The sequence below is a fragment of the Microcoleus sp. LAD1_D5 genome (assembly GCF_036702115.1).
Taxonomy (GTDB): Bacteria; Cyanobacteriota; Cyanobacteriia; order Cyanobacteriales; family Microcoleaceae; genus Microcoleus.
The window spans coordinates 1-25,113 of the sequence record NZ_JAUBSA010000042.1; the positions used below are offsets into that span (position 1 = coordinate 1).

The following is a 25,113-nucleotide window of genomic DNA, read 5'->3' on the forward strand; positions in this document are numbered from 1 at the left end:
CCACTTTTATCAACGGGGGATGAGGGCTGTAACTCAGATTAGGTCTAGCTCTTAGCTCTCTTTGTCACCCCCCCAGGTTTTAGCCTGATATTATGGTGAATCCGCCCCTACAATGACTGTATTTTTTTTTAATGTAAAATTTTGTAGAGGGCATGGCAGAAGTTATCGAAGAGACTTGAGTTGATATTCAAGAGATTTGAAGGAGAGAGAAAGAGAATAGAAATATGAATAATTCTATGGAGAGGGGCAACCACGGGAGATTGCCCCTACAAAACACGGTTATGTAGATGTTGCGTGTCTAGGAGTGGAATAACTAAAGGGAGACTTGCGCGCCTTGAGTATCGAGGCCGATCGCCCTTACCTCAGCCTTTACCCCAAATTCCATCCAAGCAGCCGCCATCGCTTTCTCAACCGCAACAGCATTCGTAGCATCTGTTAAAGCCATAAGCGTTGGCCCGGCACCGCTAATTACCATTTCATAGGCCCCTGCATTCACGGCGGCTTGTTGCACCGCTTCATATCCCCGAATCAGAGATTGCCGATAAGGTTGGTGAATTTTGTCTTGGAGGGCGCAGCGCAGCCAGTTTTCATTGCCAGTTTCCAAAGCCCGCATCAGCAAACCGAGGTGTGCGGCATTAAAAATCGCGTCAGCCCGACTGTAATCTGCTGGCAAAACTTTGCGGGCTTCGGCCGTAGAGAGTTCAAAATCGGGGATGGCTACCACCGGCACAATATTTGGATGCCAGGGAATATCGCAAATTTCCCAGGAACCCCCCCCTTGCCCCCCCTTACTGGGGGGTTGGGGGGGTGGATTGCTAGCAGCAAGGCGACACCCTCCGAGTAAAGCGGGGACAACGTTGTCGGGATGTCCTTCAAGTTCGATCGCCAATTGCATCACTTCCACCTGAGTCAAAGGCTTTCCGGCTAACTCATTTGCACCGACTAACCCACCGACAATAGCTGTGGCGGAACTCCCCAAACCTCTAGCCAGCGGCACTTGCATATCTATATGTATGGCTACAGGGGGCGGCGATTGGTTGAGGCGATCGTATAACTTGACAAAGGCTAGATAAGCGAGATTGCTGTCATCTGCCTTGACTTTGGCAGCTTCTTTGCCTGTAACGGTAATTTTTAGTTTCTCCGTTGCTGAGGGTTCGAGTCGGGAGAATTGGAAGCGGTTGTAGAGGCTTAAAGCGGCGCCGATGCAGTCAAAGCCGGGGCCTAGGTTGGCGGTTGTGGCGGGTACGGTGACGGTGACGGTGGAAGTTTCGGGCATTTTTTGAATAGTTAATTTGGAGTGTTTAACCGCAGATGAATGCGGATGAACGCCGATCGCAGGATATTATACTATGTTTTCAAAAGCCATTTATTCTTGCAGCATTTCAAGGTGCTTGATGGCATCTTGATAATCGTTGGTATTGCCATCTTTTTGATAGAGCTCCGCTGCTTTTTGATAATCGGCGATCGCCCCCGGTTTGTCTTCTAAGAACTCGCGGACTCTGGCGCGGTTGTAGTAGGCGTCGCCGTAGTTGGGGTTGATTTCAATTGCGCGATCGAAATCTGCTTTAGCTGCTGGATAGTCTTTGAGATTGCGACCGTGGATGATGCCGCGTTTATTGTAGGCTTTGGCGTAGTTGGGGTTGAGGCGAATAGCTTCGGTGTAATCGGCGATCGCCCCTTGAATGTCTCCTGCTTCTGATTTAGCTAAAGCACTATTGAATAAATCTTCAGCAGGATTTTGAACAAGATTTCTTTGAACTATTAAAGCTGAAGATTCAGCAGAAACAGCAGGGGATACATTACCCAAGATCGTCAAGATTCCTATAGTAGCGATTAAATTGTAAAATGATGATTTCATAAGTTAGGCAAAAATTTGAGCGACAGAACAACTAAAACTGGGCAACAAAGGGGAAGTTAATTCATCATTGCTCAACAGCGTAGCAATGAGCCTTAAACTTGCTTGTTCCCTGCGATAAACTTCTATTTGCTGCAACCGCCAATTCACAATCCAGTATTCCTGTACTCCTCGTACCGAATAGAGTCTGAGTTTCAAATCTCTATCCCGTCTTTCATTGTCTGCACCGAGGGAGAATACTTCAACAACTAACTCAGGTGCGGCGGTTAAATGGCCGGCTTCGTCTAGCAAGATAGCCAAGCGTTCGTTGCTAATCCAAACCACATCAGGAATGACACAATCAACATCTGTAAAAATCACCCCTGGACTAATTACTGATTCTCCTAATCCTGTTTTTTGTGACCAATTATTTAACTCTCTGCAAATGTTACCACAAACTTCTTGATGATTCCAGTGTGCTGCCCATGTCACAAATAACTCTCCATCAATAATTTCGTAACGATCGCCGTTATCGGGCAATAGTTCTAAATCTGCGGTAGTCCAGCGTACTTTATCAGATATTGTCTGGTTCATACAAGCACTCTTGATAGGTGATACAAACATTCTAAACGATCGAGCTTCTTGTCGCTCCACGGCTTGAAACAATCGGGCTACACAGAGTCTCGCTTTTTGCCTGCGAGACTCAGAATATTGAAACCCGCCTGGGCGCGGGTTTCGTTTGTGTAGGATCGATTTGCGATCGCCGAATTGTCCGATCGCCCAATTTAAAATTATTTCAAATTTCAAATCGCGCGATTACTTCAAAATAGTTTTAGAAGCAATCCGAGTTTTCTTGCGATCGGCTTCACTCAATTGTTCACCAGACTGCAAACGAGTAGCAGAGGTTTGCAGCACAGTTGCGGCACTTTTATCGCCCATTTGCAGAGCAGTTTTAGCAGCAGTTTGTAGCATCGTGGCTGCACCGGCGCGATCGCCCTGTTGCAATCTAGTTTCGGCTAGTTGAGTTTGGCGGTATTTAGCCAAAGCTAAAATGTGCTGCTGCACCATCGGGTTAAGTGCCGGCTGATAAACTTTCAGGACATTAGCGGAAAGTGCAACAGGATCGGAAAGCAAACCTTGGCCGACACTCGGATCGTCGTAGCGAATTTGCAATTGCCCGATCGCCTGTGTACCTTCGGGCAACTGTCCAATATAAATATTAGCCAAAACTACTCGCTCTATATCCTTCATTAAATCTCCCAAGCGCACCATAAAACGATCGCCCTCTTGCTGTACTGGCAATTCGATCGTATCCGGGGCAACTTGGGCGATCGGTTTGAGTTCGGCTAACCGCACTTTTGGCATCAGTGAAAATAGCAAATAAGCATTAGTCAAACCTACACCTTGGATGCGAGTAAATAGTTTGCCAAACTCGTCAACCGCATCTTCGGGACGCTGAATGTGAGCCAGAGCACCGCCGCCGGCATCAGCAATCTTTTCCAAAATATCCTGGTTCCAGTTATCGCCAAATCCCAGAGAATTTAAAGTCATGTTGTAGTCGGCCGCCAATTTAGCCAACTTCAAACAGCGGCTGTCGTCGCCGTGTTCGTTTTCGCCGTCAGTCAGCAGAAACGCCTGAGATATAGCTTCTTTTTTGCCTTTGCCCAACTCTTCAATACCTAACTTAATGCCCTCATCAATTGCTGTGCCACCGGCCGATCGCAATTGCTCAATTTGCCGTTTAATACTGCTGGGATCTCCCACAATTTGATTGGGGACGAGGACTTTGGCTTTATGATCGAAAGCCACCGCGCAAAAGCGATCCCCAGGCTTCAACCGGTCTAGCAACCGTCCGGCGGCTTGTTTGACGGTTTCCAAGGGGCGTCCGCCCATCGAGCCGCTGTGGTCGAGAATCAGGCACAGGTTTAAGGGTACGCTGGAGTCGATCGAGCTTGCCGTCGCAGACACCGAAATCGCTAGCTGGCGCTGCGTTGAGGGCGCGGCAGCGTCAAGATTAGGGTCGTTTAACACCGGGAGCAAACTAACTTTCATGCGGGATACCTAAAGATTGCGTTACTATTTCTTTAAGAATAACTCCATCAGTTCAGGCAACATTTCGGTTATATGAACACACCCATTAAAGCTGTGCAATCGCCATACTACGGGGAAGGGAACTCTCGGACGCCACCTCCCGATTTGCCATCCCTGTTGCTGAAGGAGCGGATCGTTTATCTGGGGATGCCTCTGGTGCCTGCGGTAACAGAACTGATTATCGCTGAACTGTTGTTCTTGCAGTACGAAGACCCGGATAAGCCGATCAAAATCTACATCAACTCGACCGGCACTTCTGGTTACAGTGGCGAACCAGTCGGCTTTGAAACGGAAGCCTTCGCTATCTGCGACACGATCAGATACATTAAGCCGCCCGTACACACTATTTGCCTCGGTTCGGCAATGGGGATGTCTGCGATGCTGTTAGCGGCTGGTACAAAAGGCTTTCGGGCGAGTTTGCCCCACGCTTCGATTGTGTTGCACCAACCCAAGGCGTACACGCGGGGTCAAGCAAGCGACATTCAAATTCGGGCTAAGGAAGTGCTGGCAAATAAAGCAACAATGCTTGAGATTTTTGCAAGCTGTACAGGCCAACCGATCGAAAAGATTACTAAAGATATGGATCGGTTGCTGTACCTGACGCCCCAGGAAGCTAAAGAATACGGTTTGATCGATCGAGTTCTTGAAAGTTCCGAAGAATTGCCGAAACCGCTGCCGGCTGGAGTCATCTAACTGGGAATGGGGAATAGGGAATGGGGAATGAGTAAGAATTAAGGGTTAATGGCTAGTAGTTTCTACCCTGATTAGTTATTCAATAGTCTTTTTATGACTAACAATGCCCGATGCCCAATGCCCGATGCCCAATGCCCGATGCCCGATGCTCAATTGCCCGATCACCAATTACCAACTAAACGGAGTTCCGAATTATGCCTATCGGTGTGCCAAAAGTTCCCTACAAGATGCCGGGGGGTTATGATACTCAGTGGATTAATATCTACGATCGCCTCTACCGGGAACGGATTATTTTCTTGGGCAGGGACGTTGACGATGAAATTGCCAATCAAATCATCGCTGTGATGCTCTATCTCGATTCGGAAGATTCAGGTAAGGATATCATTTTGTACATCAATTCCCCAGGCGGGATGGTGTCGGCAGGCATGGCTATTTTTGATACCATGCAGCACATTAAATCGGACGTGGTGACGATTTGTGTGGGCTTGGCTGCTTCGATGGGTTCTTTCCTGTTAGCTGCCGGTGCGAAGGGGAAACGGTTAGCTTTGCCTCACTCGCGAATCATGATTCACCAGCCTTCTGGGGGCGCCCGGGGACAAGCAACGGATATTCAGATTGAGGCGAAAGAGATTTTGCGGCTGCGCCACCAACTGAATAATATCTATGCTAAGAATACTGGCAAGCCGATCGAGAAAATCGAGAAGGACATGGATCGCGACTATTTCATGTCCGCTGAGGAAGCCAAGGAATACGGCTTGATTGACAGAGTGATCGAAGATCGTCCGTAAGTTATTTTTTCGCTTCAGTAGCGCGGGCCACCCTCGCACTACAACCTAGTTCCCAGTAAATTTTGGCAGAATCTTTACATTTAAGGATTCTGCCATATTTAATGGAATTATCAACGCTCATTCATGCTAAATGGATATTGCAGATTATTACCGACAGTTAGGACTGAGGTCTGGCGCGAGTTTATCGCAAGTTAAGACCTCTTATCGGCAGTTAGCCAGACAGTATCACCCCGATGTGAATCCGGGAAACGAACAGGCTAAGAATAAGTTTATTGCTATTACTGAGGCTTATAAGTTCCTGGTGAATGTTGCCCCCCACTATGTTGCGGAGTCGAAAGTTGCCAATTCAACTGTGCCGCCTACTTCTACACCGCCGGATCAGGGGGTGAAAGCTCAACCGCAGGAAGTTAAGGTGACTCGAAAAGAGGCCGCGGTTCAATCTAATGCGGATCTGTCGGCGGTAGAACAAAAGTTAAAGCAAGATGCTTATGTTGAACTGCAGCAGTTGCTGAAATATCACAGGTTCCCGCGGGCGATCGCCTTGATTGAGGGTTTGGCACAGCGGGTTCCCGAAGATTTGGAGGTGCGTCAGTGGCAGGCGATCGCCTATCAGCGCTGGGGACGGCATTTGATCGGAGAAAAGCAGGTTGATAAGGCGAGAATTTATTTGAAAAAAGCTGTAAAAACTGACCCTCACAATCGGGCTTTGTGGGCGGAAGTTGAGCGGGATTTTCGCCGATTGGAAGAGATTTATTGAAGCGATGTTGCGTCCCCCTTTTGCAGGGGGTCTGCGTCGTGAATTTTTAATTTTTCTAAAATAACTTGGGTATTTTCAGGTCTGTTTTCCGGTAGCGGTTCCATTAATTCGTCGATCGAGTCTAGGAGTAACGGGTCAATATCTACAGCCTGGTTCCTCCAATTAATTTTACCAGTTTTTTCATTAAGGGGAAAGTAGATCGGCTCTATGCCTGTTAATAAATGTACAAAAGTACGCCCTAGGGCAAAAAAGTCCGATCGCACGCCTGCTTTACCTAGAATTTGTTCCGGTGCGGCGTATCCAGCAGAACCTATGGGTGCGGTCTCTATCTCTGCTTCTGTGGCGGCGCCGAAGTCAATTAATCTCAATTTTCCATTGGCTTCAACCATCAGGTTGGATGGTTTAATATCCCGATGCACTACATGATATTTGTGGATTTCCTGCAAAATATTGGTCATTTGTTGCAGCCAATCAAGAGCTAGTTTTTGAGAAACGTACTGTTTTTTAGTTAATAATTCTGCCAAGTTTTCTCCGCTAATTTTTTCCATCACCAAACAAGACAGTTTCTGGAAATTATGAGGGAGTTTAATTTGGAAATAACCGTCAGGTTCGACTTGGGGAACGGAGCCCTTTCCAGCCAGCCAAATCAAAACTCGCGCCTCTTGCTTGAACAAGCGAACTAAATCGGGATTGTGGGTGTGTTTCAAGACTTTTAAAATTTTGACAGTGCCCCATTCGTTTTCCCCGGTTCCCAAATCTTCAATTTCAAAGATGTCTGTGGGGCGTGCGGGATTGGGCGATCGCACTGGTTTAAGGATACGATAGCGATCGCCAATTAACAAATCCGTGCCACAAGCCTGACAATTTTGAGCAGCAGCAGGATTTTCGCGTTGTTCGCATTGAGGATTGATGCAGTAAATCATCGGCCTTGATACGTCCACGACAGACGGATTTAACAAATTGATTCAATTATTAGCATAAAACCCAGCAGTTCTGACCTTACTACTGGGTTTATATTTACCGCCCATTTACGCACGCTATCACATTTAAGTCAAGGATTTAAGATTAATAGCATCGCGCTCTACCGATTGAGCTACCCCCCTGCGTTTGGTAGAGGGGGCTGGATAGGAGCCAGCAACCTCGATGATGTTATTTTTTCCTGACATTCGTTTTGGCGATCGGCGGTGAATGCTGAGTTTAGAGTAATAACTTGCTATTGAATTTGTACGCAATGCTGCCTCTGCCAATTGGGCTACCCCCCTATTGTGGATAGAAGGGACAGGAGTCGAACCTGCACTATCACATTTGTACGGTTTAAGTTGAAGTTTTAGATTGAAATTGTACTCTGTTTATATCTTAAACTATAACTATCAAAAAAGCAAGCAATTAGCGGAAAATAAACTGAAAAATTCGTTCTCCCACTCTCTGTTCCTCAACTTCAGAATTGTTAGCTTCTTCGCGGGCGAACATAACAGCTTGCTGCAAGATTTCCACCCTTTGCAGCAACTCATTGATCCGACGTACCGGCAAAGCTCCAGAAAACTTGACAGTCCGCCAAGAGCCGAGCGTAATATCTTCGTAATAAACATCGACTTGAGCCGGATGGTGTTCCGTAGCTTCAGCTTTAACGTGATTGCGCGGAGTTTTAAAAGTCTTGAGAGTTTGCACCGGTTCTGTAGCCCAACAGTCTGCAGAAGCATCAAAGTTCCAAGTCTCGGAAGCATCTAAGACTGGAAGTTTTTTGATGAATGCTTGCAAATCTGCCAACTGCTTTTCAATGAATAGCAAATAGCTGACGGGAACTTGGCTGAAAAGCACGTTTCCGTCTACAGTTACGTCAGCACGAGCCCTACAATTTGTCCAATCTTTGGTTGCGGTTACGTCGAAGAGTTTCGTCAAAACTTCAGTCGTTTTGCGGATAATCTCTCCCTCCTCAGTACAAACCTCACGATCGTTCTTGAACCAAACTTGAACATCATGTAGTATTACATAATTCAATATAAATTACAAGCTTTTTTGTAGGCGCGGTGCCAAGAGAGCGCGCCGCTACCCGTGCTCAGCAATTTATCTCGCAAAAAATCGGCAAAATCTCTAGCGTGGCTACCAAAGTGTAGCAAATATCACTCTTTGTTAGCGCTGCGACTACCTCTTAAGATAGATGCGGAAATCCCTCCCAGGGCGCGTTGTCATATCGGAAAACATTTCTTAACATATAGATAACAAAGGGAATCCGAGGAGACACCAAAAATCCTTAAGCCCTTGGGGTGCCCCCGTTAATCAGATTCTTCGCAAACAAGGGCTAAATTAATGAACAAGCAAAACTCCGAAGTTTCAGCATTTTTGCCCATGCTCCAAAAAGGCATTTGGCTGTTTGGGATTCTCTCTTGGATATTCGGGCTGACAGATAGAACTATTGCACTATTATCTGACGGATATTTGTCGGCGGTTGATATTGTCCAGCTATTTACAGCTTCATTTTTCTTCATTAGCTGGCTGTTTTTAAGCCCGTTTTTGGGTCTTAACTCCCAGAGTCAGCCGAAGGGAGAAGCATCTCCCTAGTTTTTAATTGGTAATGTTAGTTTCTCGATCGCTATGAGTTTCTTCTGGGGCAAAGCGGGCCGGCCAAATGCGATCGCAAAAAAACAAAGTTCCCGCCGTCACGCACAGCGGAATCGCCAAAAGATTCAACAGCGGAATGCTCACCAAACCCAAACAAACCAAACCAAAACTCCCGCTGGCCGGCAAACTAGCCCAAATTATCTCCAACTTCTCCTGAAAAGGTCGCCTCCGCCTCTCCAAAGGTGCATCTAAAAAGTCCAAACAGACAATAGTCGCGCCCAAAGCTACGCCACCCAAACTGCTAAGAATAGAGCCGACACCAGGGATAAAATTTAGCAGCAGCAGGGGTATACCGACGCTCAACAAAATTTGTAGTTTTCGCAGTTCAAAGGCGATCGCCCTTTGAATATCCCCAAAACTACTCGCCAAATTCATTGGTGCTTCTGCGGGCAATTGGCCGTTCCGCAGAAGTTCCAATTGTTCGGAAAGTTTGCCGTACCAGGGCGAACCTAAAATCACGCCAAACTGCACTAACAAAAATCCAATTATCAGCAAAAGTCCTGACACTAGGAGTACGCGCAGCAGCCAGCCGAAAGCAACTGTTAACACGCCGAGAAAGCTCAGCCAAGCGGGAAAACTCGCAATTAGAGCATTAAATCGGACGGACAAATCGGCAACTAAAACGTCTATCCCTGCCAAACTGGGAAATAGCAAGCTTAAATAAAGACCAATACCAATTATAAAATTTAGCACCACAGGAACTAATACATAAGTCCACAGCTTGGGAGTTTGCAAAATCAGCGTGAAAGCTCGCAAAGGATAGGTGAAACCTGCCAGGAGTCCAATTGGTGCGGTAATGGCGGCGTGGGCGGGGTTTGAATTTAGCTGTTTTGACATATTTTCTGCTTTTGAGGACTCGACTCTATTTTCTATTATCCACTTTCCATTATTATTGCTGATGAGGATTTATCGCAGGTAGCCCAAAAGTGAAGCTTTTTATTTACCATACCCCGGAACTTACGCCAGCCGACAAAATGCCGGCTTGCGCGATCGCAGTTGATGTGCTGCGGGCGACTACGACAATGGCAACGGCCCTGAATAATGGGGCGGAAGCTGTCCAAGTTTTCAGCGACTTAGATAAGCTAATGGCCGAGAGCGAAAACTGGCCTGAAGACAAGCGGATTCGCGCTGGAGAGCGCGGCGGCGGCAAAGTTGACGGATTTGACATGGGGAATTCTCCGCTGGACTGCACGCCAGAAAAGGTGACTGGGAAGCGCATTTTTATCAGCACAACTAACGGTACTCGGGCTCTGGAACGAGTGCAAGCTGCTGCAACTGTGTTAACGGCGGCTTTGATTAACCGCAAATCTGTGGTGCAGTTTTTGTTAAATAAACAGCCGGAAACTATTTGGATTGTGGGTTCTGGTTGGGAAGGGAGTTATTCGTTGGAAGATACGGTTTGTGCTGGTGCGATCGCCCAAAGTCTGCTAGCAGAAAGCGGTATTCCTGCGAGCGATTTTGCTGGTAACGATGAAGTATTTGGGGCTATTGCTCTTTATCTCCAGTGGCAAGATCGGTTACATGAATTGTTGGAACGTGCCAGTCACGGCCAGCGCCTCCTCGGTTTAGGGGTTATTGAAGATTTAAAATATTGCGCCCAAACGGATACTTTAGATGTGCTGCCGGTGCAGCGAGAACCGGGAGTTTTGGTTAAGTCTGATTTTAAAATTCCTCAAGCTAATTTCTGGGATCAATCTTCGGAAAAAACGGCGAATTAAATTTTTCTGCGAGTGCAGTATTAGTAAGGTGCGCCTAGGCGCACCTTACGGAAATTAGTAGGTAGTTAGTGAACAATATTTTTTTTAGTAAGTAGAATTAAACATACTCGGTAGGGACTAAACATTGTTTTGTCCCTAGTCTATTGCAGGCAATTGAGAATTGCTGGATTCACCGCCGAAGCGCTGAATTAAACACTCGGCAATTCTGGCTGCCGCACCGGGTTCTCCCATGCGCCGCAAGCCATTTTCAGCAATTAGCTGCAACCTGTCGGGGTCGCGGAGCAAAGACTGCACGGCAGCGGCAACTTCGGCGGGATGTTTGACTAAAATTAATGACGGGCCTAACAGGCGACTTTGAGCTTCTGCAAAAGCGGGAGTAAATTGGGGGCCGTTTCCGGGAATGGCGATCGCGGGTTTTCCTAAACCTACAAATTGTTCTGTAGCTGTTCCTGCCATTGCTATGGCTAAATCCGCTTCGTACAAACAATCGTTAAAACTTTGCTGAGTCAAAATCATCGTGGCGTTTCTCTGCACAAATGTCAGCGGTAATAGCAAATTAGGAGATTCTTTCTGAATTTCTTGAGCGCTAGAAACAGGAGGTCGCAAAATACTTCCTTCTCGCCGCTGCGTTCTAGTTTCGCCTTCTTGTCGCCAGCCGAAAAATTCTAAACTAGGTCGCAAAGCTTCTAAATTTAACTCAGGAGAAATGGCTCCAAAAAATAACAATTTGCGATCGGCAAACAGCGACAAAATTCCGGCTACAGCCTCTACTATTAGCAGCCAATTAGCATAAGCTTCCGGCGCTCTAGAACCGGGGAGTAAGGTGATGACGAGCGATCGCGACCTTTCCCGAAACTCTGCGTCAGGGCCGTAAAAACCGGCTGGGTTTTCCGGTTGGAGTCCGTCCATCATCGGGTTTCCGAGATTGTAAGCGGGAATTCCCAGCTTTTGTAAAGTCTCGGCGGTTAGCGCGTCCCTGGCAAAAACGGCGCGACAGCGCGATCGAGTCATCAACCAGCGCTCCCAAGGCAAATAAACCGATCGCGGGCAACCCCACCAACCAAAGACCCTGGATTTGCGAGCCAGAGGCCCGTCCTCGTCCCGCAAATAATATTCGGACTTTGCCGTACCCACAAAGGCGTAGGTCGCGCCGCTGAGCCAAGCAAACAGCAGCGGTACAATATCCCCGCAGGCTAAAATAACGCCCTCTTGATTCCCCGACTGTTGTTGCGATCGCACCCAAGCGCGGATGGCTTTAAACTGAGCTATGGTCAACTGAATCAGACCGCCTTTGACATCGCGCAAAAATTCCCTTCCGTCCATGTAAATAAAGCCACCCGAAGGCATCCGCTGCACCGGGCCTATGATGCGGGCGTTTTCTAGTTGAGCGAAAGCTTGCCCTTCGCCCACTAGCGGAAACACGGCTACTTCTGGCGGGTGCGGGTGCTGTTGTAGTTCCTGCAAGATGCGAAGGGCGATCGCGTCTTCTCCGTGGCCGTTACTGAGGCAAAGTATTTTCAATCCCAAATCTCTCAAAAACTGTCTCTGAATATATAGAAGCAAGATTAGCCGCAGGATGCAAGGTGGTATAGCCGGATGTTGAAGTAAGTGGAGCCACGATCGCACGAGGCCGGGACTTTTTGGTAAAATAGCAGATGAAACTCCTATTTTAGAGGTTAAATCGGATGGTACAAATCCTGCCAAAATCTTTGACACTCCAAGAGTTTCTTAAGTTGCCAGAAACCAAACCAGCCAGCGAGTACATTGACGGTGCAATCATTCAAAAACCGATGCCTCAAGGAGAACATAGTGTCATTCAAGGCGAGTTGACAAGTGCTGCTAATGCTACTCTCAAACCTCAAAAGGTAGCGCGAGCATTTCCAGAACTACGGTGCATTTTTGGCGGTCGAGCGATCGTTCCAGACGTGACTGTATTCACTTGGGAGCGCATTCCCCGTAAAGAAAATGGTGGTGTGGCAAATGTGTTTGCGATCGCCCCGGATTGGACAATTGAAATCCTCTCCCCCGACCAAAACCAAACTAAAGTTACTAAAAATATTTTACATTTTCTCAAACACGGAACTCAAATGGGTTGGTTAATCGATCCAGAGGAGCAGTCGGTTTTGGTATATCGGCCGACTCAATCAACGGAGGTGTTTGACGAACCGGAACAGTTATTGCCCATGCCATTTTTTGTCAGGGAATTGCAACTGAAATTAGGAGATTTATTTGGTTGGCTCTTAGAGTGAAACAACAGAATATTAGAATAGAAGAGCATAGCCTTTCTCAGAAAAATGAGGTACCCGACTTGTATAGGGCATAGGGCCTAGGGCCTAGGGCCTAGGGCCTAGGGCTTAGGGCATGGGAACCAATAACTAATGACTACTGACTGCTGACTAATGACTACTGACCATCGATATATTGCTTTAAAGTATTCCGAATTTGTTTGAGCTGAAATCCCTTAGCAAGTTGGCGCAGCTTCGAGACAAACGGCACTAAATTAGGCTCTAAACTCTCCAGCTTAGCACTCTCCTCAAAAATTTCTTCAATGTCGCCCATAGCTGCGAGTTTCAAAAGTTTTGCTACCGACTCAGAAGCCGCAGGTAACAGAGAAGAATAAGCAGGAAAATCACATTCTGGTGACAAACTGGGAGTTTTGCGCTTTTTGTTTTCCGAAGATTCCCCGTAAATCCATTCTAGTCCCAAGTGCACGCGTAACTGTTCCAAAAAGTGATTTGCTTCGATCGGCTTGGGAAGAAAAGCATCGCACCCTGCGAGGATGCTATCTTGCTGCGTAGCCTTGAAAACGCTAGCTGACATAGCGATTAAGACGACATCTTTTAATTCCGGCAACTGCCGCAGTTTTCTTGCAGTTTCTAAGCCATCCATTACAGGCATCCGCAAGTCGATTAAAACCACATCCGGTTGAAATTCAACTGTTTTGCAGAGGCATTCTTGACCGTTTTGGACTGCTGCCACTTCAAATCCCAAACGCCCCAGCAGCCTGCACAACAAATCGCGATTCTGTTGATTGTTATCCACGATCAGCACTTTCCGCTTGTTGCCGACAAAACCTACAAGCCAGCGTTTTTCCTGCAAAGGAGACACCTCCAAGTACCGTTTAGCTGCTGGCACTTCTAAATCCACCCAAAAAGTGCTGCCTTTTCCCAAAGTGCTGTGGACGCGAATTTCGGTACCCATTAGTTTCGCTAATTTCTGGCTAATCGAGAGTCCGAGACCTGTACCTTCAACAAATGTATTGCCTCCTACTTGGTGGAATGGCAAAAATATTTCTTCTAACTTGCTTCCTTCTATTCCAGTGCCGGTATCCTCGACTTGAAAGCGGATTTTTAAAGCGTGTTTGGCTGCGATCGCATTGTGAGCGAAGCGCATATAATTTTCTTTCAGTTCCGAACTCAAAGTCGAGAGCTCATAATTTTCTCCTTGCCCTCGACTCCAGGCCCCTGTGCCGACATAGCCGACTTTGAAAGTCACACCCCCGCTGTTAGTAAATTTAACGGCATTGCTGAGTAAATTTATGAGAATTTGGCGCAATCTTTTTGGATCGACACGAACGCAGCTAGGCAGGGGAGATACTTGTTCGTAATTGAAGAAAATTTCTTTTTGAGAGGCCCGCATCTGAAAGAGATCGGCAATGTTTTTCGTGAAATTTAGAAAATTTAACTCTTCCGGGTAGAGTTCCATTTTTCTAGCTTCGATTTTGGAAAGGTCTAAAACATCGTCGATTAACATCAGTAGGTGTTGACCGCACTGTTGAATATTGCTGAGACTTTCTTGGTGATCTGAGCTTAAGTCTTTGTCGGTTTTAAGGATTTGAGTGTAACCTAAAACGCCGTTTAAAGGCGTGCGTAGTTCGTGGCTCATGTTGGCGAGAAATTCGCTTTTGGCGCGGTTGGCGCTTTCTGCGGCTTCTTTGGCTTGTTGGAGGGCGGATTCTGCAAGTTTGCGCTCGACAATTTCCGTTTGTGCTTGTTGAAATAGCGTCGATTGCTGGATTGCGATCGCCAATTGCACGCACAATTGCCGGAGGGATTCTATTTCTGAGGAATCCCAGGGACGGGGGCCGCTGCAATCCTGGGCGATCAGCAGTCCCCAGAGTTGATTTTCGGCGGTCTGTTCGGTCTGGGAAATGCTTTCTCGTGCTTTTAAAATCGGCACTATTAAGTTAGCTTTTACTTCAAATCCTTCGAGAAATTTCATGTGGCATTCCGTCAAATTTTCCCGGTAAATATCTTCCATAGATCTAATAAAGCCTTGCTGATAAATATCAACAAATTTTTCTCTAAAACAGCCATCAATGTTGTTAAAATTTCGCAGCGAAATTCTATCTTTTGCCACGGATTCCACAACGACAAAGCCGCTCCAGTCGGGATTAAAACGGTAAATAACTGTGCGGTCTGTTTGCAAAAAATGCCGTACTTCTTCGACAGCAGTTGTCAGGACTTCTTCTAAATTTAGGGAGGAGCGAATGCGATCGAGCATGGCAACTACTAGCCGTTCTCGCCTTAATTGCTGCTGCAGGGCCATCTCCGCTTGTTTGCGTTCGGTGATGTCGGTAATTACTCCCACTAACCCGATTAAATGACCAGTTTCATCTTTAATGCCGTCGGCGCGAAATAAAGTTGTTACCAGTTCGTTGCTTCTAGTGTTAATTTTGAGTTCGCCTTGCCAAGATTTGCCTTTACGGATCGTTTTAAACATTTCTCGCAGCACTTTAGTTTGGGGGTAAATTGCTGTTAATCCGCCTGCTGTGTTTAGTTCTTCTGCGGTGTAGCCGTACTGTTGAACAAAGGCTTGATTGTGGTATATCGATCGCCCTGTCAAGTCAGCAATGCCGATCGCATCACTGGTGCTTTCAACCGCTTGAGTAACTCGCAGCAAATCTAATTCTGCTTGTTTGCGATCGCTAATATCAGTAAGAGTGCCGATATAGCCTTTAATTTCCTGCTTGTCTCCGATTTCGGCAATTGCCTGACCTATTACCCAAATTACCCGACCGTCTGGACGCTGAAAGCGGTATTCTGATTTAAAAGGAATTTTCTCAATAATTGCTTGATGCCATTCATTTTTTACCCGCTCCGCATCATCGGGATGTAGGGCATTCATCCAGCCATTTTGGGCGGCTAATTCTGCGTTTAATCCCGTGATTTCGCTCCACCGCTGATTCACATAAAGGCACTTTCCCAACGTGTCGGTGTGGAATATACAAACTGGCGATGCTTCTGCTAAAGTTTGGTAGCGACGCTGGCTCGCTCGCAGTGCTGATTCTACCTGTTTTCTATTAGTGATATCGCGGACTATAGAAATGATTTCGCCACCGACAAGCCTTGTCAGCGACAATTCTTGAGGGAACTTAGTACCGTCGCGGTGCTGACCGCTCACTTCTATATTGCAGTACCCTTTTTGCAGGAGCATCGGCATTATTTGTAGTTCCAAAAAAACACTTTCTGCTTTGCTGTAGAGCATTTCCCATTTCTTCCCATACAGTTGGCTAGTGCTAGCCAATCCGTACATTTTGAGGTAAGCGTCGTTTGAATAAATACATTCTTTATTTTTATTGAAAATGGCTATACCGTCATAAGCAGCGGCCATTGCTACTGCTTGTCGCTGAAGTTTGGACTCTGCTTGTTTACGAGATGTAATATCGTGACCGACTGAGTAGATTAAACCTTCTTCGCTAAATGGCGATGCCGTCCACAGCAGGTATTTGTAAGAACCGTCTTTGCAGATATAGCGGTTTTCAAAGGAGATACTGGAGGTACCGGCTATTAGTTTTGCCCCTTCGGCTGCGGTGGATTTTCGATCGTCTGGATGAACAAATTCGATCATCGGCTTGGCAAAAAGTTCAGCACTACTGTAGCCCAGGGCATTAGACCAAGCCGGGTTTAATCGTCTAAAATAGCCGTCAAAACCGACAATACAAAGCAAGTCTAAGGAAATCGTAAAAAAGCGATCGCGCTCTGTTTGTGCCTGCTTTAATTCAGTGATATCCATCACTAAACCGTCCCAGAGAATATCGCCTTCGCTCCCAGGTTTGGTCTCATTATTGAGCCTTTCTGGCCTCGCAGCTCCTTGCAGCCACTTAACTTTTCCAGATGGCAAAGTCTGTCGCCACTGCTGCTGCCAAGGTTCCAGCGTAGTGGCTGAAATTGCGATGGATGCTTTTAAATCTAAGAGGTCGTCTGAATGAATTCCGCTGAAAATCAGGTCCGCATTTTGCTCGATTGCTTCTGCCTCTAATTCGTAGAGTTGCCTGCTGCCTGAAGAGATGTAGGGGAAAGACATTTTTCCAGTTGCTGACATTCGTAATTGATAAATTGTTCCCGGCAGGTTAGCTACCAATTTTTGAAAGCGAGCTTCGCTTTGTTCCAGGGCTTTTTGTTGCTGTCTGTATTCTGTAAAATCTCTAATTGTACCCACTATTACTTTACTGCCGTCTGCTATTTTGAAGACGCTTTTTTTTGTAGAAATTATGTGTTCTTTGCCGGCAGAGTCTGTAAAATTTTCTTCGGTTTCCAAGCAGACACCCGTTGTCAATACTTCTTCATCTTTTGTCCAAAAAACAGCAGCTTCTGATTGGGGAAAAAAGTCATAATCTGATTTGCCGATCAGTTCTTGCCGCGATTTGCCGACCAACTGACAAAAAGCATCATTTAATATCATCCAGCGGTGTTGCTCGTCTTTGACAAAAATTGGGTCTGGCGTAGCATTTATGGTGTGGTTTAAAAATTCTTCTGACGCTTTCAGTTTGGCTTCGTAGCGGTAGCGATCGCTCACGTCCAACACTACTTCGATGATCCGGTCGATAGACCCGTCCCGGCGGCGGATGCAGCGCAGGGAAACTCGCGTGTAAACTATTTCGCCGTCTTTTCTGAGCCACCTTTTGTCTAAGATGTAACCGTCGATCCTACCTGCTAACATCTGAGAAATTTTTTCAAAATTGGCATCCACATCCTCTGGATGAGTCAACTCTAGCCAATTCTTTTGCACGAGTTCGTAGCGCTCATAGCCAAGCAAATTGCACAGCGCATCGTTAACTTCTATCCAATTGCAATTTTGAGGAATTTCGCTGTCAATAATTGGAGCGATGATGGCAATGCCAATCAAGGAATTTTCCACCACCGAGCGATATTTTTCTTCACTTTTTCGCAAAGCATCTTGACTGTTCTGGCGTTCTATGGCGTAACGGAGCGATCGAATTAACAGTTCGCTGTCGATTTTTCTCTTTACCAAATAATCCTGTACGCCGACCGAAATCAACCGCAGGGCAAGTTCTTCGTCGTTTTGGGCGGTCAGAACTACGATCGGCACATTTACCCCGTACTCTTGTACCCGAGCCACCGTCTCGATTCCCAGACTATCTGGCAGTGAAAGGTCTAATAAAATTATGTCAAAAGTTTCTTGATTCAATCGCTGCTGCGCTTCGCTAAGGCGCTCTACTTTCGTCAGCACTATACGCTGCGCGCCGCCAATTTCTGACAGCAAATCTTCAATAAGCTCAGCTTCCTGAGGGTTGTCTTCTACTAACAGAACTTTAAAGCAGATAGGAGGCAAAGCTAAGTTAAAAACTGCTTTCATAATATTTATCAATCAAAAAAATGTTAAACTAACTTAACTTTCACCTTTGATTTCCGGGACCGTTATTCACCACCTACACATACATTGGGGGTCAGATTGCGGTGTGAGCGAGCGCTACAAAAATTGTCTTTAAGACTTATAATTATATCACGCACTAACTAGAGTGTCAACGCGAAACAATTTTGATTCTAACCTGCAAATTATACCCTTTTAAAAAAAGAATGCAACTGTAGGCTCGTGTTCCCAACCCCAATAGTCACAGTTCTTCCCAATTATTCAATTCTGTAATCTCAAATCTAAAATAGTATTAACTTCTACCTTCTGTCTTTAAATATAAGATTTAATATAGCTTTCGCTGCCTTCTAGCTTCTACCTTCTGTCGAAAGGATGCCTCAATTAAGCCAGAGTAAAGTAAAAAGTTGAACCCTGCTCCGGTTCTGATTCCACCCAGATACATCCGCCGTGAAGTTCCACAATCTTTTGACAAATTGCTAAACCAATACCTGTCCCCGAATATTCTCTTTGAGTATGCAAGCGCTGAAAAATTTGAAAGATACGTTTTTGATGCTGGGGAGCAATCCCAATTCCATTATCTGAGACAGAAATGAACCAGTTTTTCTCCTGTTTGCAAGCGGTAATATGAACCACAGGCGGTGCATCGTGGCGATATTTAATCGCATTGCTGACTAAATTTTGAAATAGCTGTACGAGTTGAGAAATATCCCCCATTACCGCTGGTAATTCGCTGTAGGTGACAATGGCCTGAGTCTCGCCGATCGCCCCTTGCAGGTTCGCGAGTGCTTGCTCGACTGCGTGATTGCAATCTGTCAGTGTAAAAGGTTTCCGACTCCGGCCAACTCGTGAATATTCGAGTAAATCGTCAATTAAATTTTGCATTCTCGTGCAGCCCTGAACGATATTGCCGATAAACTTACTACCTTGGCTGTCGAGTTGGTCTTTGTAGCGTTTTTCTAAAAGTTGAGCGTAACTGGCAATGGTTGCTAAAGGCGCTTGCAAGTCATGAGAAGCCACATAAGCAAATTGTTCTAGTTCTGCATTTGAACGTGCTAATTCTTGGTTAGATTTTAATAAAGCCGATTCGGCGCGCTGGCGGTGCGATATCTCTTGTTGGAGTACCAAATTTTGCTCTTGCAGAGCTTTTTCCACCGCGCGACGGGTGCGGATTTCTTGTTGCAGGATGTGGTTTTTTTCCTGAAGTGTTTTTTCTACAGCTAAGCGGCTGGTGATTTCTTCTTGCAGCAGCACATTTTGTTCTTTTAGCTGCTTTTGTAAATTCCGAAGGCTGAGGTGACTTTCGATGCGGGCGAGCACTTCTTCAAACTGAAATGGCTTGCTGATATAGTCAACACCTCCCACAGCAAATGCGTTTACTTTGTCGAAAACTTCATCTTTGGCGCTGATAAAAATTACTGGTATTTCGCGAGTTTTAGGTTCTAATTTCAAGTGCTGACAAACTTCGTAGCCGTTCATTTCCGGCATCATTATATCGAGCAAAATCAAATCTGGTGGATTAGAATTGCAGGCTCTCAGAGCCATTTTTCCGTTAATCACGCAGCGGGGGGTGTACCCCCTCTGAGTCAACATCGTAGACAACAGACGCAGGTTTTCTGGTGTATCGTCTACTACTAAAATGTTTCCTAACGGCGTTCCAGGTTGGTGATTGTTCATTGATTATTACCCAGTTCCTGTTTTATTCACAAAAGATGTTTGCAGCTATCTATTCTATTTTATTTAGGATTTACGAAAAACACGCGGTTTTGAGTAGGAATATGAGAAAAAAAACGAGAAATCTGCTCATAAACCGGGTGTTTAGCAGTTTGTGCACAAGCAAGTCCTGTTATTGTTCGTTTACAAACCCTCAAATCCCCAGCAGCAGAGTCAGAACATTATTGTCCCAAGCCAATCCTTTGTCTAAAACTTTAAATCCCGCGACTTTGCACATAGCTTCTAAAGCAGTAGCTGTAGGCAGCCACCAGCACGCAGCAAAATTGTTCATGTCAAAAACTGCTTTTTCAGTTATCCCTATAAGTGGGTTATTGTTGATGTATAGCTGCCAATAAGCTGTTAAAATAGCTCGTTCTGCGTCATCCAAAGCGGGAATAAACATTACTCCCGAAGCTGGAATTTGATAGCGTCCCAACTCATTTTCTATCACTTCTTGGGTAATAGCGGAAGTGAAAACTAAATGCTCGCGAGTTATCTGACGCAAAGCCACTAAAATCTGCAACGGATGGGGGTGATGGTACAAAACTCCTGCACAGTGAACTACATCGTAAGGCTCGCCAATATCTGCAAGCTGAATCTGAGTGATATCTTGATTGATACAGTGATAATTAGCAATATTTAAACTTGTCATGCGATCGCGAAAATCTTGCCACCAGTGCATGGATGCCGGCATGGCATCAATCATTGTCAGAGAAACTGCACCGTATTTGCTAGCTACAGATACTTTTTCGCTGACAGTTCCCCACCAGCCACCGACATCTGCAAAAGTCTTGCCTTTGGCAACTCGGGCAATGTAGCGATCGCGAATATCCTTAGCTTCTAACTCTAATAATATACTCGATTCCTCTGTTTGACGCTGTTTTTCTAAAATCTCCTCTAATTTTTGGGATGTTTCGGGATCTTTTGGTCTAATCTCTAATACCATCAAGTACAACATGATCGCTTCGTTAAGCCGATCGCTCTCAGCAAACTTTTGGGCGATTTCGCAGTAAAATTCAGGAGCGTGCAGCGGCTGCATTTCGTGGTGATAGTAGCTAGTTGCTACATCTGAATCTACCGGAGTTCTTTTAATGAGAGCCTTACCTAACTTCATGTAAATTTCCGGTAGAGACGGCTCGATTTTAAGCGCACCAAGGTAGGCGGAAACAGCCTCATTCCATTCGTGACTTTCAATCAAAGCATCGCCTAAATTGTAATAAGACCAAGAAATACGGGGATTAAGTTCAATAGCACGTTGATAAGCTGTAGCGGCAGCTTTCCACTGTTGAGTTTTTAACAGCACTTCTCCTAAATTGTGGTAAGTCCAAGAGAATTCTGGATTGAGTGCGATAGCCCGCCGATAAGCGAATGTTGCTGGAGAAAATTTCTGAAGCTTAACTAAAGTCAAAGCTAAGTTATAATGAGACCAAAATAAATCTGAATGGAGTGCGATCGCCCGTTCGTATGCAGCCTCAGCTTCCGACCATTTTTCTAGTTTAACAAGAGCATCCCCTAACTGGTGAAAAGCTGAGGAAAAATTCGGATCTAATTCAGTAGCGCGCTGGTAAGCTGCGGCGGATTCTGACCATTGTTCTAATCGATCGCAAGCTGCACCAATGCTGTAGTAAGCTCCAGAAAAATTCGGATTTATTTCAACACTTGTGCGATAACATCTCGCGGCTTCTTGCCATTTTTCTAACTTGAGCATAACGCTGCCTAAGTTGTAGTATGACCAAAAAGAATTGGGATTTAACTCAATACTTTCCCGGTAGGCTGCCTCCGCTTCGCGCCAGAGTTCCTTGGCTTGCAAAACATTGCCTAATTGGTAATGAAACTCCGAAATATCCGGCTGGAGTTGAATAGCTTTGCGGTAGTGAACAATAGCTTCGTCCCACTGTTTCAGCTCGCTAGCAGCTTCGGCTATCTTACAATAAGCTTCGCAAAAGCTCGGGTTTAAAAAAATGGTGCGGTGGTAACAAACTAGCGCTTTTTTGAGCTTATTTTGGGCAAGCAATGTATTACCCAAATCAAGATATTCTTCCGCTCTTTCTATTGGTTCCACGATGAGTGCTTGATACCAACAGTCTGTCGCTTCCTCAGCTTGACCAACTTGGGTAAATATCCGGCTCAAATTACGGTAAAATCCTGCAAAGTCCGGTTGGATAGAGATAGCTTTTTGATAACAGCCGATCGCCTCTTGCCACTGTTCCAATGTAGCGCAAAGAGTGCCGAGGTTAGCAAAAGCTTCGGCAAAATCGGGTTGCAGGGCGATCGCAACTTTATACCAATACCTTGCGTCTTCTAGTTTACCCTGAGCTTGCAGCGCTTTCCCCAATGTCTTGCAAGTCTCTGCAGAATTGGGTTCAGATGCCAAAACTTGTTGGCAAAGTGCGATCGCCCGATCGAAGTTCCCTGTAGCCAAATAAATTTCTGCTTGCTGCTGGAAATTTACTTGCACTGTTTCTGAATTCATTTTTTATTTTCCTTTTGAGTAATCATTCCCTGTAAGATTATATGCTACAAATTGCCAAATTTCAAGTTTCTGTAAGTAGAGCTAGCGAGCTGAGAATAGTGCTGAATGTTCGCGACATTAATATAAACTAGACAAGAATAGGTTAACAGCGAGCTAAATAATATAATGTCAACAGTCAATCGAACACCGCTAATCAGCGTAATTATACCAGCATATAATGGCGATCGCTACATCGTACAAGCGGTGGAGAGCGCGCTGTGCCAAACTTTTACTGATTTAGAGATTATTGTTGTAGATGACGGTTCGACAGATAGCACGCAGCAAGTATTGCAGTCTTATTTTGACAGAATTCGCTACATATATCAGGAAAATCAAGGAGTAGGAGTTGCCCGAAATCTCGCTTGTCAGCTAGCGCAAGGCGAGTTTTTGGCATTTCTAGATGCCGATGACTATTTCCTACCATCCAAGCTAGAAAAACAACTAGCTTGTTTTGACGCTGACCCCACCTTAGATATGGTGCAAACAGGTTGGCTGATCGTCGATGAAACCGGGCGAGAGATTTCTGCTGTCAAGCCTTGGCAGCAAGCGTCTAAATTAGATTTAGAAAGCTTTATTCTCTATAAATGCGTGCGACCTAGTGCGATGATGCTGCGCCGAAAGTGGTGGAAAAAATTGGGCGGTTTCGATTCTCAGTTTCCACTAGCAGAAGACTTAGACTTTGCCTTGCGTTTAGCTTTAAAGGGGTGCAAAGCAGTTTGGTTAGAAGAGACACTTACCTGTTATCGCCAGCACAATTCTAATCTCATGTCAAGCGGTTTTAGGCTAATGAGGAATATAGAAATTGTGATGAAACAATTCTTCGATAGACCCGATTTGCCTCAGTCAATCCGGCAGTTAAAAAATCCAGAACGCTATCAATGCTTAAAGTGGCTGGCCTGGCGGATGTATCGCGACGGTCATCTAGCAGAGATGGCACAGTGTTTAGAAGAGTCATTACAATGTACGCCTTTTTCGCCCACAAAAACAGTCTTGAATTGGCTGGAAAGTTTTCAGATGGCTTCTGAAGAATATGGTGAAAATTTTGACGCTTATTCGCTGAGTAAGTTAGCGGAATGGCAAGAGATAATTTTGATGGTGATGACTAATCCACCCCAATCTCAACAGAGTTCTATTCCCACACCTTCAAAAGCGCAAGCCCACATTCTACTCTACAACACGGACGATCCGGGCGTGGGAGGATTAGCGCAGTACAATCATGCCATTCTTTGTCAGTTAGCCCTATTAGGCTATCGAGTCACTTGCGTGCAAACCAAACATTCTAGCCCCTTGCTTAAGCGAGAACGAGAGTTAGGCATAGAGCATTTGTGGCTAGATTTTAGCGGCCATAAAGATTTACAGCGGGTGTTAAGAAATACTCAGGATGCACGAGAGCTTTTTGCTAGTAATCAACCGGATATGATTATTTTTAGCGATGGTTGGCCCTTTTCCAATTTTGCTGCTAAACAGGTAGTTATTGAAATGGGAATACCATACATGATGGTGATTGGGTTAGTTATGCCAGAACACGCAACTTTTGCCTGCGGGGATGTAGTTCCTTATGTAGAAGGAGCGCTCTACCACTGCCTGCAAGCTAGAGCCTTGATTGTTGGCGCTTACGAACATTTGAATTTATTGTACCAACATTTCAAGTTGCCAAAGGAGCGAGGACAAGTGATTTACTTGGGGCGTTCTTCCAAATATTTTGCACATCCTAATGCTGCGGCTCGTCAACGCCTGCGACAAGAAATAGAAATTCCTGAAGATGCGATTGTCTGTTTCACATCTGCTCGATTGGCCTCGATTAAAGGGCATCGATATCAGATCGAAGCAATCAAGCAGTTGCAGCATTCTCCTGTGTGGTCTAAACTGTATTTTGTGTGGGCAGGAACTGGTGAGGGAAGCGCTGACAATGTAGAAATAGAATTGAGGGAAACTATTAAAGAGTTAGGGGTGAGCGATCGCGTGAAGGCGATCGGACAGCGCTGGGATATCCTAGATTGGCTGGATGCTAGCGACATATTCATTTTGACTTCTCTGGCAGATGCAGCGCCTTCTCTGGCAGTCATGGAAGCGATGGCTAAGGGATTGCCGGTAGTTGCAACGGCTGTGGGCGGCATTCCTGAAGGGCTTGGCGATACTGGGAAATTGTTGCCCGATCCGAATACCGATCCAGAGGGAACCGCGAGGGAATTGGCGAAAACTGTAGAAGCTTGGGCGATGAATCCAGAATTACGGCATCACATCGGTCAAGCTTGCAAGCAGCGGGCGGAGCAAGTGTTTAAAGAGGAACGGATGTTGGCAGAGTCGATTGAGGCGATCGAAAAAGCTTTAGTTTGCGATGATCGCCAAACAGATCCATTTGTTACTCAAAACAAGGTGCAGAGGTCAATGGCGAAAATAGAAAGCCTGGTCAACTACAGCTCTTTAGTATGGAATGCTTGGCAGGCTTACTGTCAAGAAGATCTAAGCGGAATGCAGAAGTCGCTTCAAGAATCTTTGAAGTACACACCTTTTTTGACTACAGAAACGCTATTAAACTGGGTAGAATATTTTGGCACTTTTTCGTCAGCTAAAGGGCATAATTTAGATACATATTCTCTAATTAATTCAGTAGAATGGCAACAATTAGTCGAGGAAGTACAGGGGATTGAATCTGTATTTTCTGCACGCTAAAATACCAGATTTTTATTTTAAATTCGGATGGCTGTCAGCAGTAGAATTGCATCGGCCTTCTGCCTGACCTCCGTTACCTCCGTTTCAGAATCCGTTCCCGAACC

Annotated in this window: 19 protein-coding genes; 7 read left to right on the plus strand and 12 right to left on the minus strand. The window is 45.6% G+C overall.

All coding sequences use genetic code 11. The features are described 5' to 3' along the window. Positions 1 to 313: 313 nt before the first annotated feature. The 4 genes from thrB to QUA70_RS17740 form a co-directional block, all read right to left on the minus strand. Complete coding sequence (gene thrB, locus QUA70_RS17725; RefSeq protein WP_333336051.1) at positions 314 to 1,276, minus strand: homoserine kinase; 963 nt, start codon at positions 1,274 to 1,276, stop codon at positions 314 to 316. Positions 1,277 to 1,366: 90 nt separating this feature from the next. Further along, a complete protein-coding gene (locus QUA70_RS17730; protein WP_333336054.1) occupies positions 1,367 to 1,858 on the minus strand; it encodes a tetratricopeptide repeat protein in 492 nt (163 codons plus the stop codon). Positions 1,859 to 1,861: 3 nt separating this feature from the next. After that, the gene (locus QUA70_RS17735) at positions 1,862 to 2,428 is read right to left on the minus strand and encodes a Uma2 family endonuclease (protein ID WP_333348977.1); all 567 of its coding nucleotides are present in this window, start codon (positions 2,426 to 2,428) and stop codon (positions 1,862 to 1,864) included. 222 nt (positions 2,429 to 2,650) lie between these two features. Further along, positions 2,651 to 3,886, minus strand: coding sequence for a VWA domain-containing protein (locus tag QUA70_RS17740; protein ID WP_333348934.1), 1,236 nt, complete (start codon positions 3,884 to 3,886; stop codon positions 2,651 to 2,653). A gap of 72 nt (positions 3,887 to 3,958) precedes the next feature. Here QUA70_RS17740 and QUA70_RS17745 point away from each other — a divergent pair, with 72 nt between their 5' ends. From QUA70_RS17745 to QUA70_RS17755, 3 genes are all read left to right on the plus strand, one after another. Then, on the plus strand, positions 3,959 to 4,618 hold the full coding sequence (locus QUA70_RS17745; protein ID WP_006632447.1) for an ATP-dependent Clp protease proteolytic subunit: 660 nt from the start codon (positions 3,959 to 3,961) through the stop codon (positions 4,616 to 4,618). Positions 4,619 to 4,812: 194 nt separating this feature from the next. Then, on the plus strand, positions 4,813 to 5,406 hold the full coding sequence (locus tag QUA70_RS17750; RefSeq protein ID WP_333121390.1) for an ATP-dependent Clp protease proteolytic subunit: 594 nt from the start codon (positions 4,813 to 4,815) through the stop codon (positions 5,404 to 5,406). A 130-nt stretch (positions 5,407 to 5,536) separates the two neighbouring features. Then, the gene (locus QUA70_RS17755; RefSeq protein WP_333348936.1) at positions 5,537 to 6,163 is read left to right on the plus strand and encodes a DnaJ domain-containing protein; all 627 of its coding nucleotides are present in this window, start codon (positions 5,537 to 5,539) and stop codon (positions 6,161 to 6,163) included. Here the strand turns inward: QUA70_RS17755 and QUA70_RS17760 are convergent. The 3 genes from QUA70_RS17760 to QUA70_RS17770 form a co-directional block, all read right to left on the minus strand. Then, the gene (locus QUA70_RS17760; RefSeq protein ID WP_333410525.1) at positions 6,157 to 7,086 is read right to left on the minus strand and encodes a serine/threonine-protein kinase; all 930 of its coding nucleotides are present in this window, start codon (positions 7,084 to 7,086) and stop codon (positions 6,157 to 6,159) included. The two genes, QUA70_RS17755 and QUA70_RS17760, sit on opposite strands and share 7 nt — an antisense overlap. Before the next feature lie 123 nt (positions 7,087 to 7,209). Then, complete coding sequence (locus tag QUA70_RS17765; protein ID WP_333410527.1) at positions 7,210 to 7,395, minus strand: hypothetical protein; 186 nt, start codon at positions 7,393 to 7,395, stop codon at positions 7,210 to 7,212. Between the two features lie 154 nt (positions 7,396 to 7,549). After that, a complete protein-coding gene (locus tag QUA70_RS17770; protein WP_333348941.1) occupies positions 7,550 to 8,161 on the minus strand; it encodes a DUF7873 family protein in 612 nt (203 codons plus the stop codon). 309 nt (positions 8,162 to 8,470) lie between these two features. On the opposite strand from QUA70_RS17770, the gene QUA70_RS17775 reads away from it, so the two are divergent. Continuing rightward, positions 8,471 to 8,722, plus strand: a complete 252-nt coding sequence (locus QUA70_RS17775) for a hypothetical protein (protein ID WP_333348943.1) — start codon at positions 8,471 to 8,473, stop codon at positions 8,720 to 8,722. Between the two features lie 3 nt (positions 8,723 to 8,725). Here the strand turns inward: QUA70_RS17775 and QUA70_RS17780 are convergent, their stop codons facing one another. Next, positions 8,726 to 9,619: an EI24 domain-containing protein gene (locus QUA70_RS17780; protein WP_333348945.1), complete on the minus strand. Its 894-nt coding sequence runs from the start codon at positions 9,617 to 9,619 to the stop codon at positions 8,726 to 8,728. 89 nt (positions 9,620 to 9,708) lie between these two features. Here QUA70_RS17780 and QUA70_RS17785 point away from each other — a divergent pair, with 89 nt between their 5' ends. Beyond that, positions 9,709 to 10,500 carry a 2-phosphosulfolactate phosphatase family protein gene (locus QUA70_RS17785; protein ID WP_333348947.1) on the plus strand — a complete coding sequence of 264 codons (792 nt, stop codon included), beginning with the start codon at positions 9,709 to 9,711 and terminating at the stop codon, positions 10,498 to 10,500. 135 nt (positions 10,501 to 10,635) lie between these two features. Here the strand turns inward: QUA70_RS17785 and QUA70_RS17790 are convergent, their stop codons facing one another. After that, positions 10,636 to 12,021 carry a lipid-A-disaccharide synthase-related protein gene (locus QUA70_RS17790; protein ID WP_333348979.1) on the minus strand — a complete coding sequence of 462 codons (1,386 nt, stop codon included), beginning with the start codon at positions 12,019 to 12,021 and terminating at the stop codon, positions 10,636 to 10,638. Positions 12,022 to 12,185: 164 nt separating this feature from the next. Between QUA70_RS17790 and QUA70_RS17795 the strand changes: the two genes are divergently transcribed. Continuing rightward, complete coding sequence (locus tag QUA70_RS17795) at positions 12,186 to 12,749, plus strand: Uma2 family endonuclease (RefSeq protein WP_333348949.1); 564 nt, start codon at positions 12,186 to 12,188, stop codon at positions 12,747 to 12,749. A 154-nt stretch (positions 12,750 to 12,903) separates the two neighbouring features. Here QUA70_RS17795 and QUA70_RS17800 read toward each other — a convergent pair whose 3' ends face one another. The 3 genes from QUA70_RS17800 to QUA70_RS17810 form a co-directional block, all read right to left on the minus strand. Then, a complete protein-coding gene (locus tag QUA70_RS17800; RefSeq protein WP_333348950.1) occupies positions 12,904 to 18,099 on the minus strand; it encodes a PAS domain S-box protein in 5,196 nt (1,731 codons plus the stop codon). Between the two features lie 396 nt (positions 18,100 to 18,495). Then, positions 18,496 to 19,788, minus strand: coding sequence for an ATP-binding protein (locus QUA70_RS17805; protein ID WP_333348952.1), 1,293 nt, complete (start codon positions 19,786 to 19,788; stop codon positions 18,496 to 18,498). A 190-nt stretch (positions 19,789 to 19,978) separates the two neighbouring features. Continuing rightward, positions 19,979 to 22,297, minus strand: coding sequence for a tetratricopeptide repeat protein (locus tag QUA70_RS17810; RefSeq protein ID WP_333333481.1), 2,319 nt, complete (start codon positions 22,295 to 22,297; stop codon positions 19,979 to 19,981). Between the two features lie 165 nt (positions 22,298 to 22,462). Here QUA70_RS17810 and QUA70_RS17815 point away from each other — a divergent pair, with 165 nt between their 5' ends. Next, entirely contained in the window at positions 22,463 to 25,009 is a 2,547-nt protein-coding gene (locus tag QUA70_RS17815; protein WP_333348953.1) for a glycosyltransferase, read from the plus strand. Positions 25,010 to 25,113 lie beyond the last annotated feature (104 nt).

Coding starts and splice junctions, on each gene's coding strand:
- thrB (WP_333336051.1), bottom strand. CDS start 1,276: ATGCCCGAAACTTCCACCGTCACCGTCACCGTACCCGCCACAACCGCC.
- QUA70_RS17730 (WP_333336054.1), bottom strand. CDS start 1,858: ATGAAATCATCATTTTACAATTTAATCGCTACTATAGGAATCTTGACG.
- QUA70_RS17735 (WP_333348977.1), bottom strand. CDS start 2,428: ATGAACCAGACAATATCTGATAAAGTACGCTGGACTACCGCAGATTTA.
- QUA70_RS17740 (WP_333348934.1), bottom strand. CDS start 3,886: ATGAAAGTTAGTTTGCTCCCGGTGTTAAACGACCCTAATCTTGACGCT.
- QUA70_RS17745 (WP_006632447.1), top strand. CDS start 3,959: ATGAACACACCCATTAAAGCTGTGCAATCGCCATACTACGGGGAAGGG.
- QUA70_RS17750 (WP_333121390.1), top strand. CDS start 4,813: ATGCCTATCGGTGTGCCAAAAGTTCCCTACAAGATGCCGGGGGGTTAT.
- QUA70_RS17755 (WP_333348936.1), top strand. CDS start 5,537: ATGGATATTGCAGATTATTACCGACAGTTAGGACTGAGGTCTGGCGCG.
- QUA70_RS17760 (WP_333410525.1), bottom strand. CDS start 7,086: ATGATTTACTGCATCAATCCTCAATGCGAACAACGCGAAAATCCTGCT.
- QUA70_RS17775 (WP_333348943.1), top strand. CDS start 8,471: ATGAACAAGCAAAACTCCGAAGTTTCAGCATTTTTGCCCATGCTCCAA.
- QUA70_RS17780 (WP_333348945.1), bottom strand. CDS start 9,619: ATGTCAAAACAGCTAAATTCAAACCCCGCCCACGCCGCCATTACCGCA.
- QUA70_RS17795 (WP_333348949.1), top strand. CDS start 12,186: ATGGTACAAATCCTGCCAAAATCTTTGACACTCCAAGAGTTTCTTAAG.
- QUA70_RS17800 (WP_333348950.1), bottom strand. CDS start 18,099: ATGAAAGCAGTTTTTAACTTAGCTTTGCCTCCTATCTGCTTTAAAGTT.
- QUA70_RS17805 (WP_333348952.1), bottom strand. CDS start 19,788: ATGAACAATCACCAACCTGGAACGCCGTTAGGAAACATTTTAGTAGTA.
- QUA70_RS17810 (WP_333333481.1), bottom strand. CDS start 22,297: ATGAATTCAGAAACAGTGCAAGTAAATTTCCAGCAGCAAGCAGAAATT.
- QUA70_RS17815 (WP_333348953.1), top strand. CDS start 22,463: ATGTCAACAGTCAATCGAACACCGCTAATCAGCGTAATTATACCAGCA.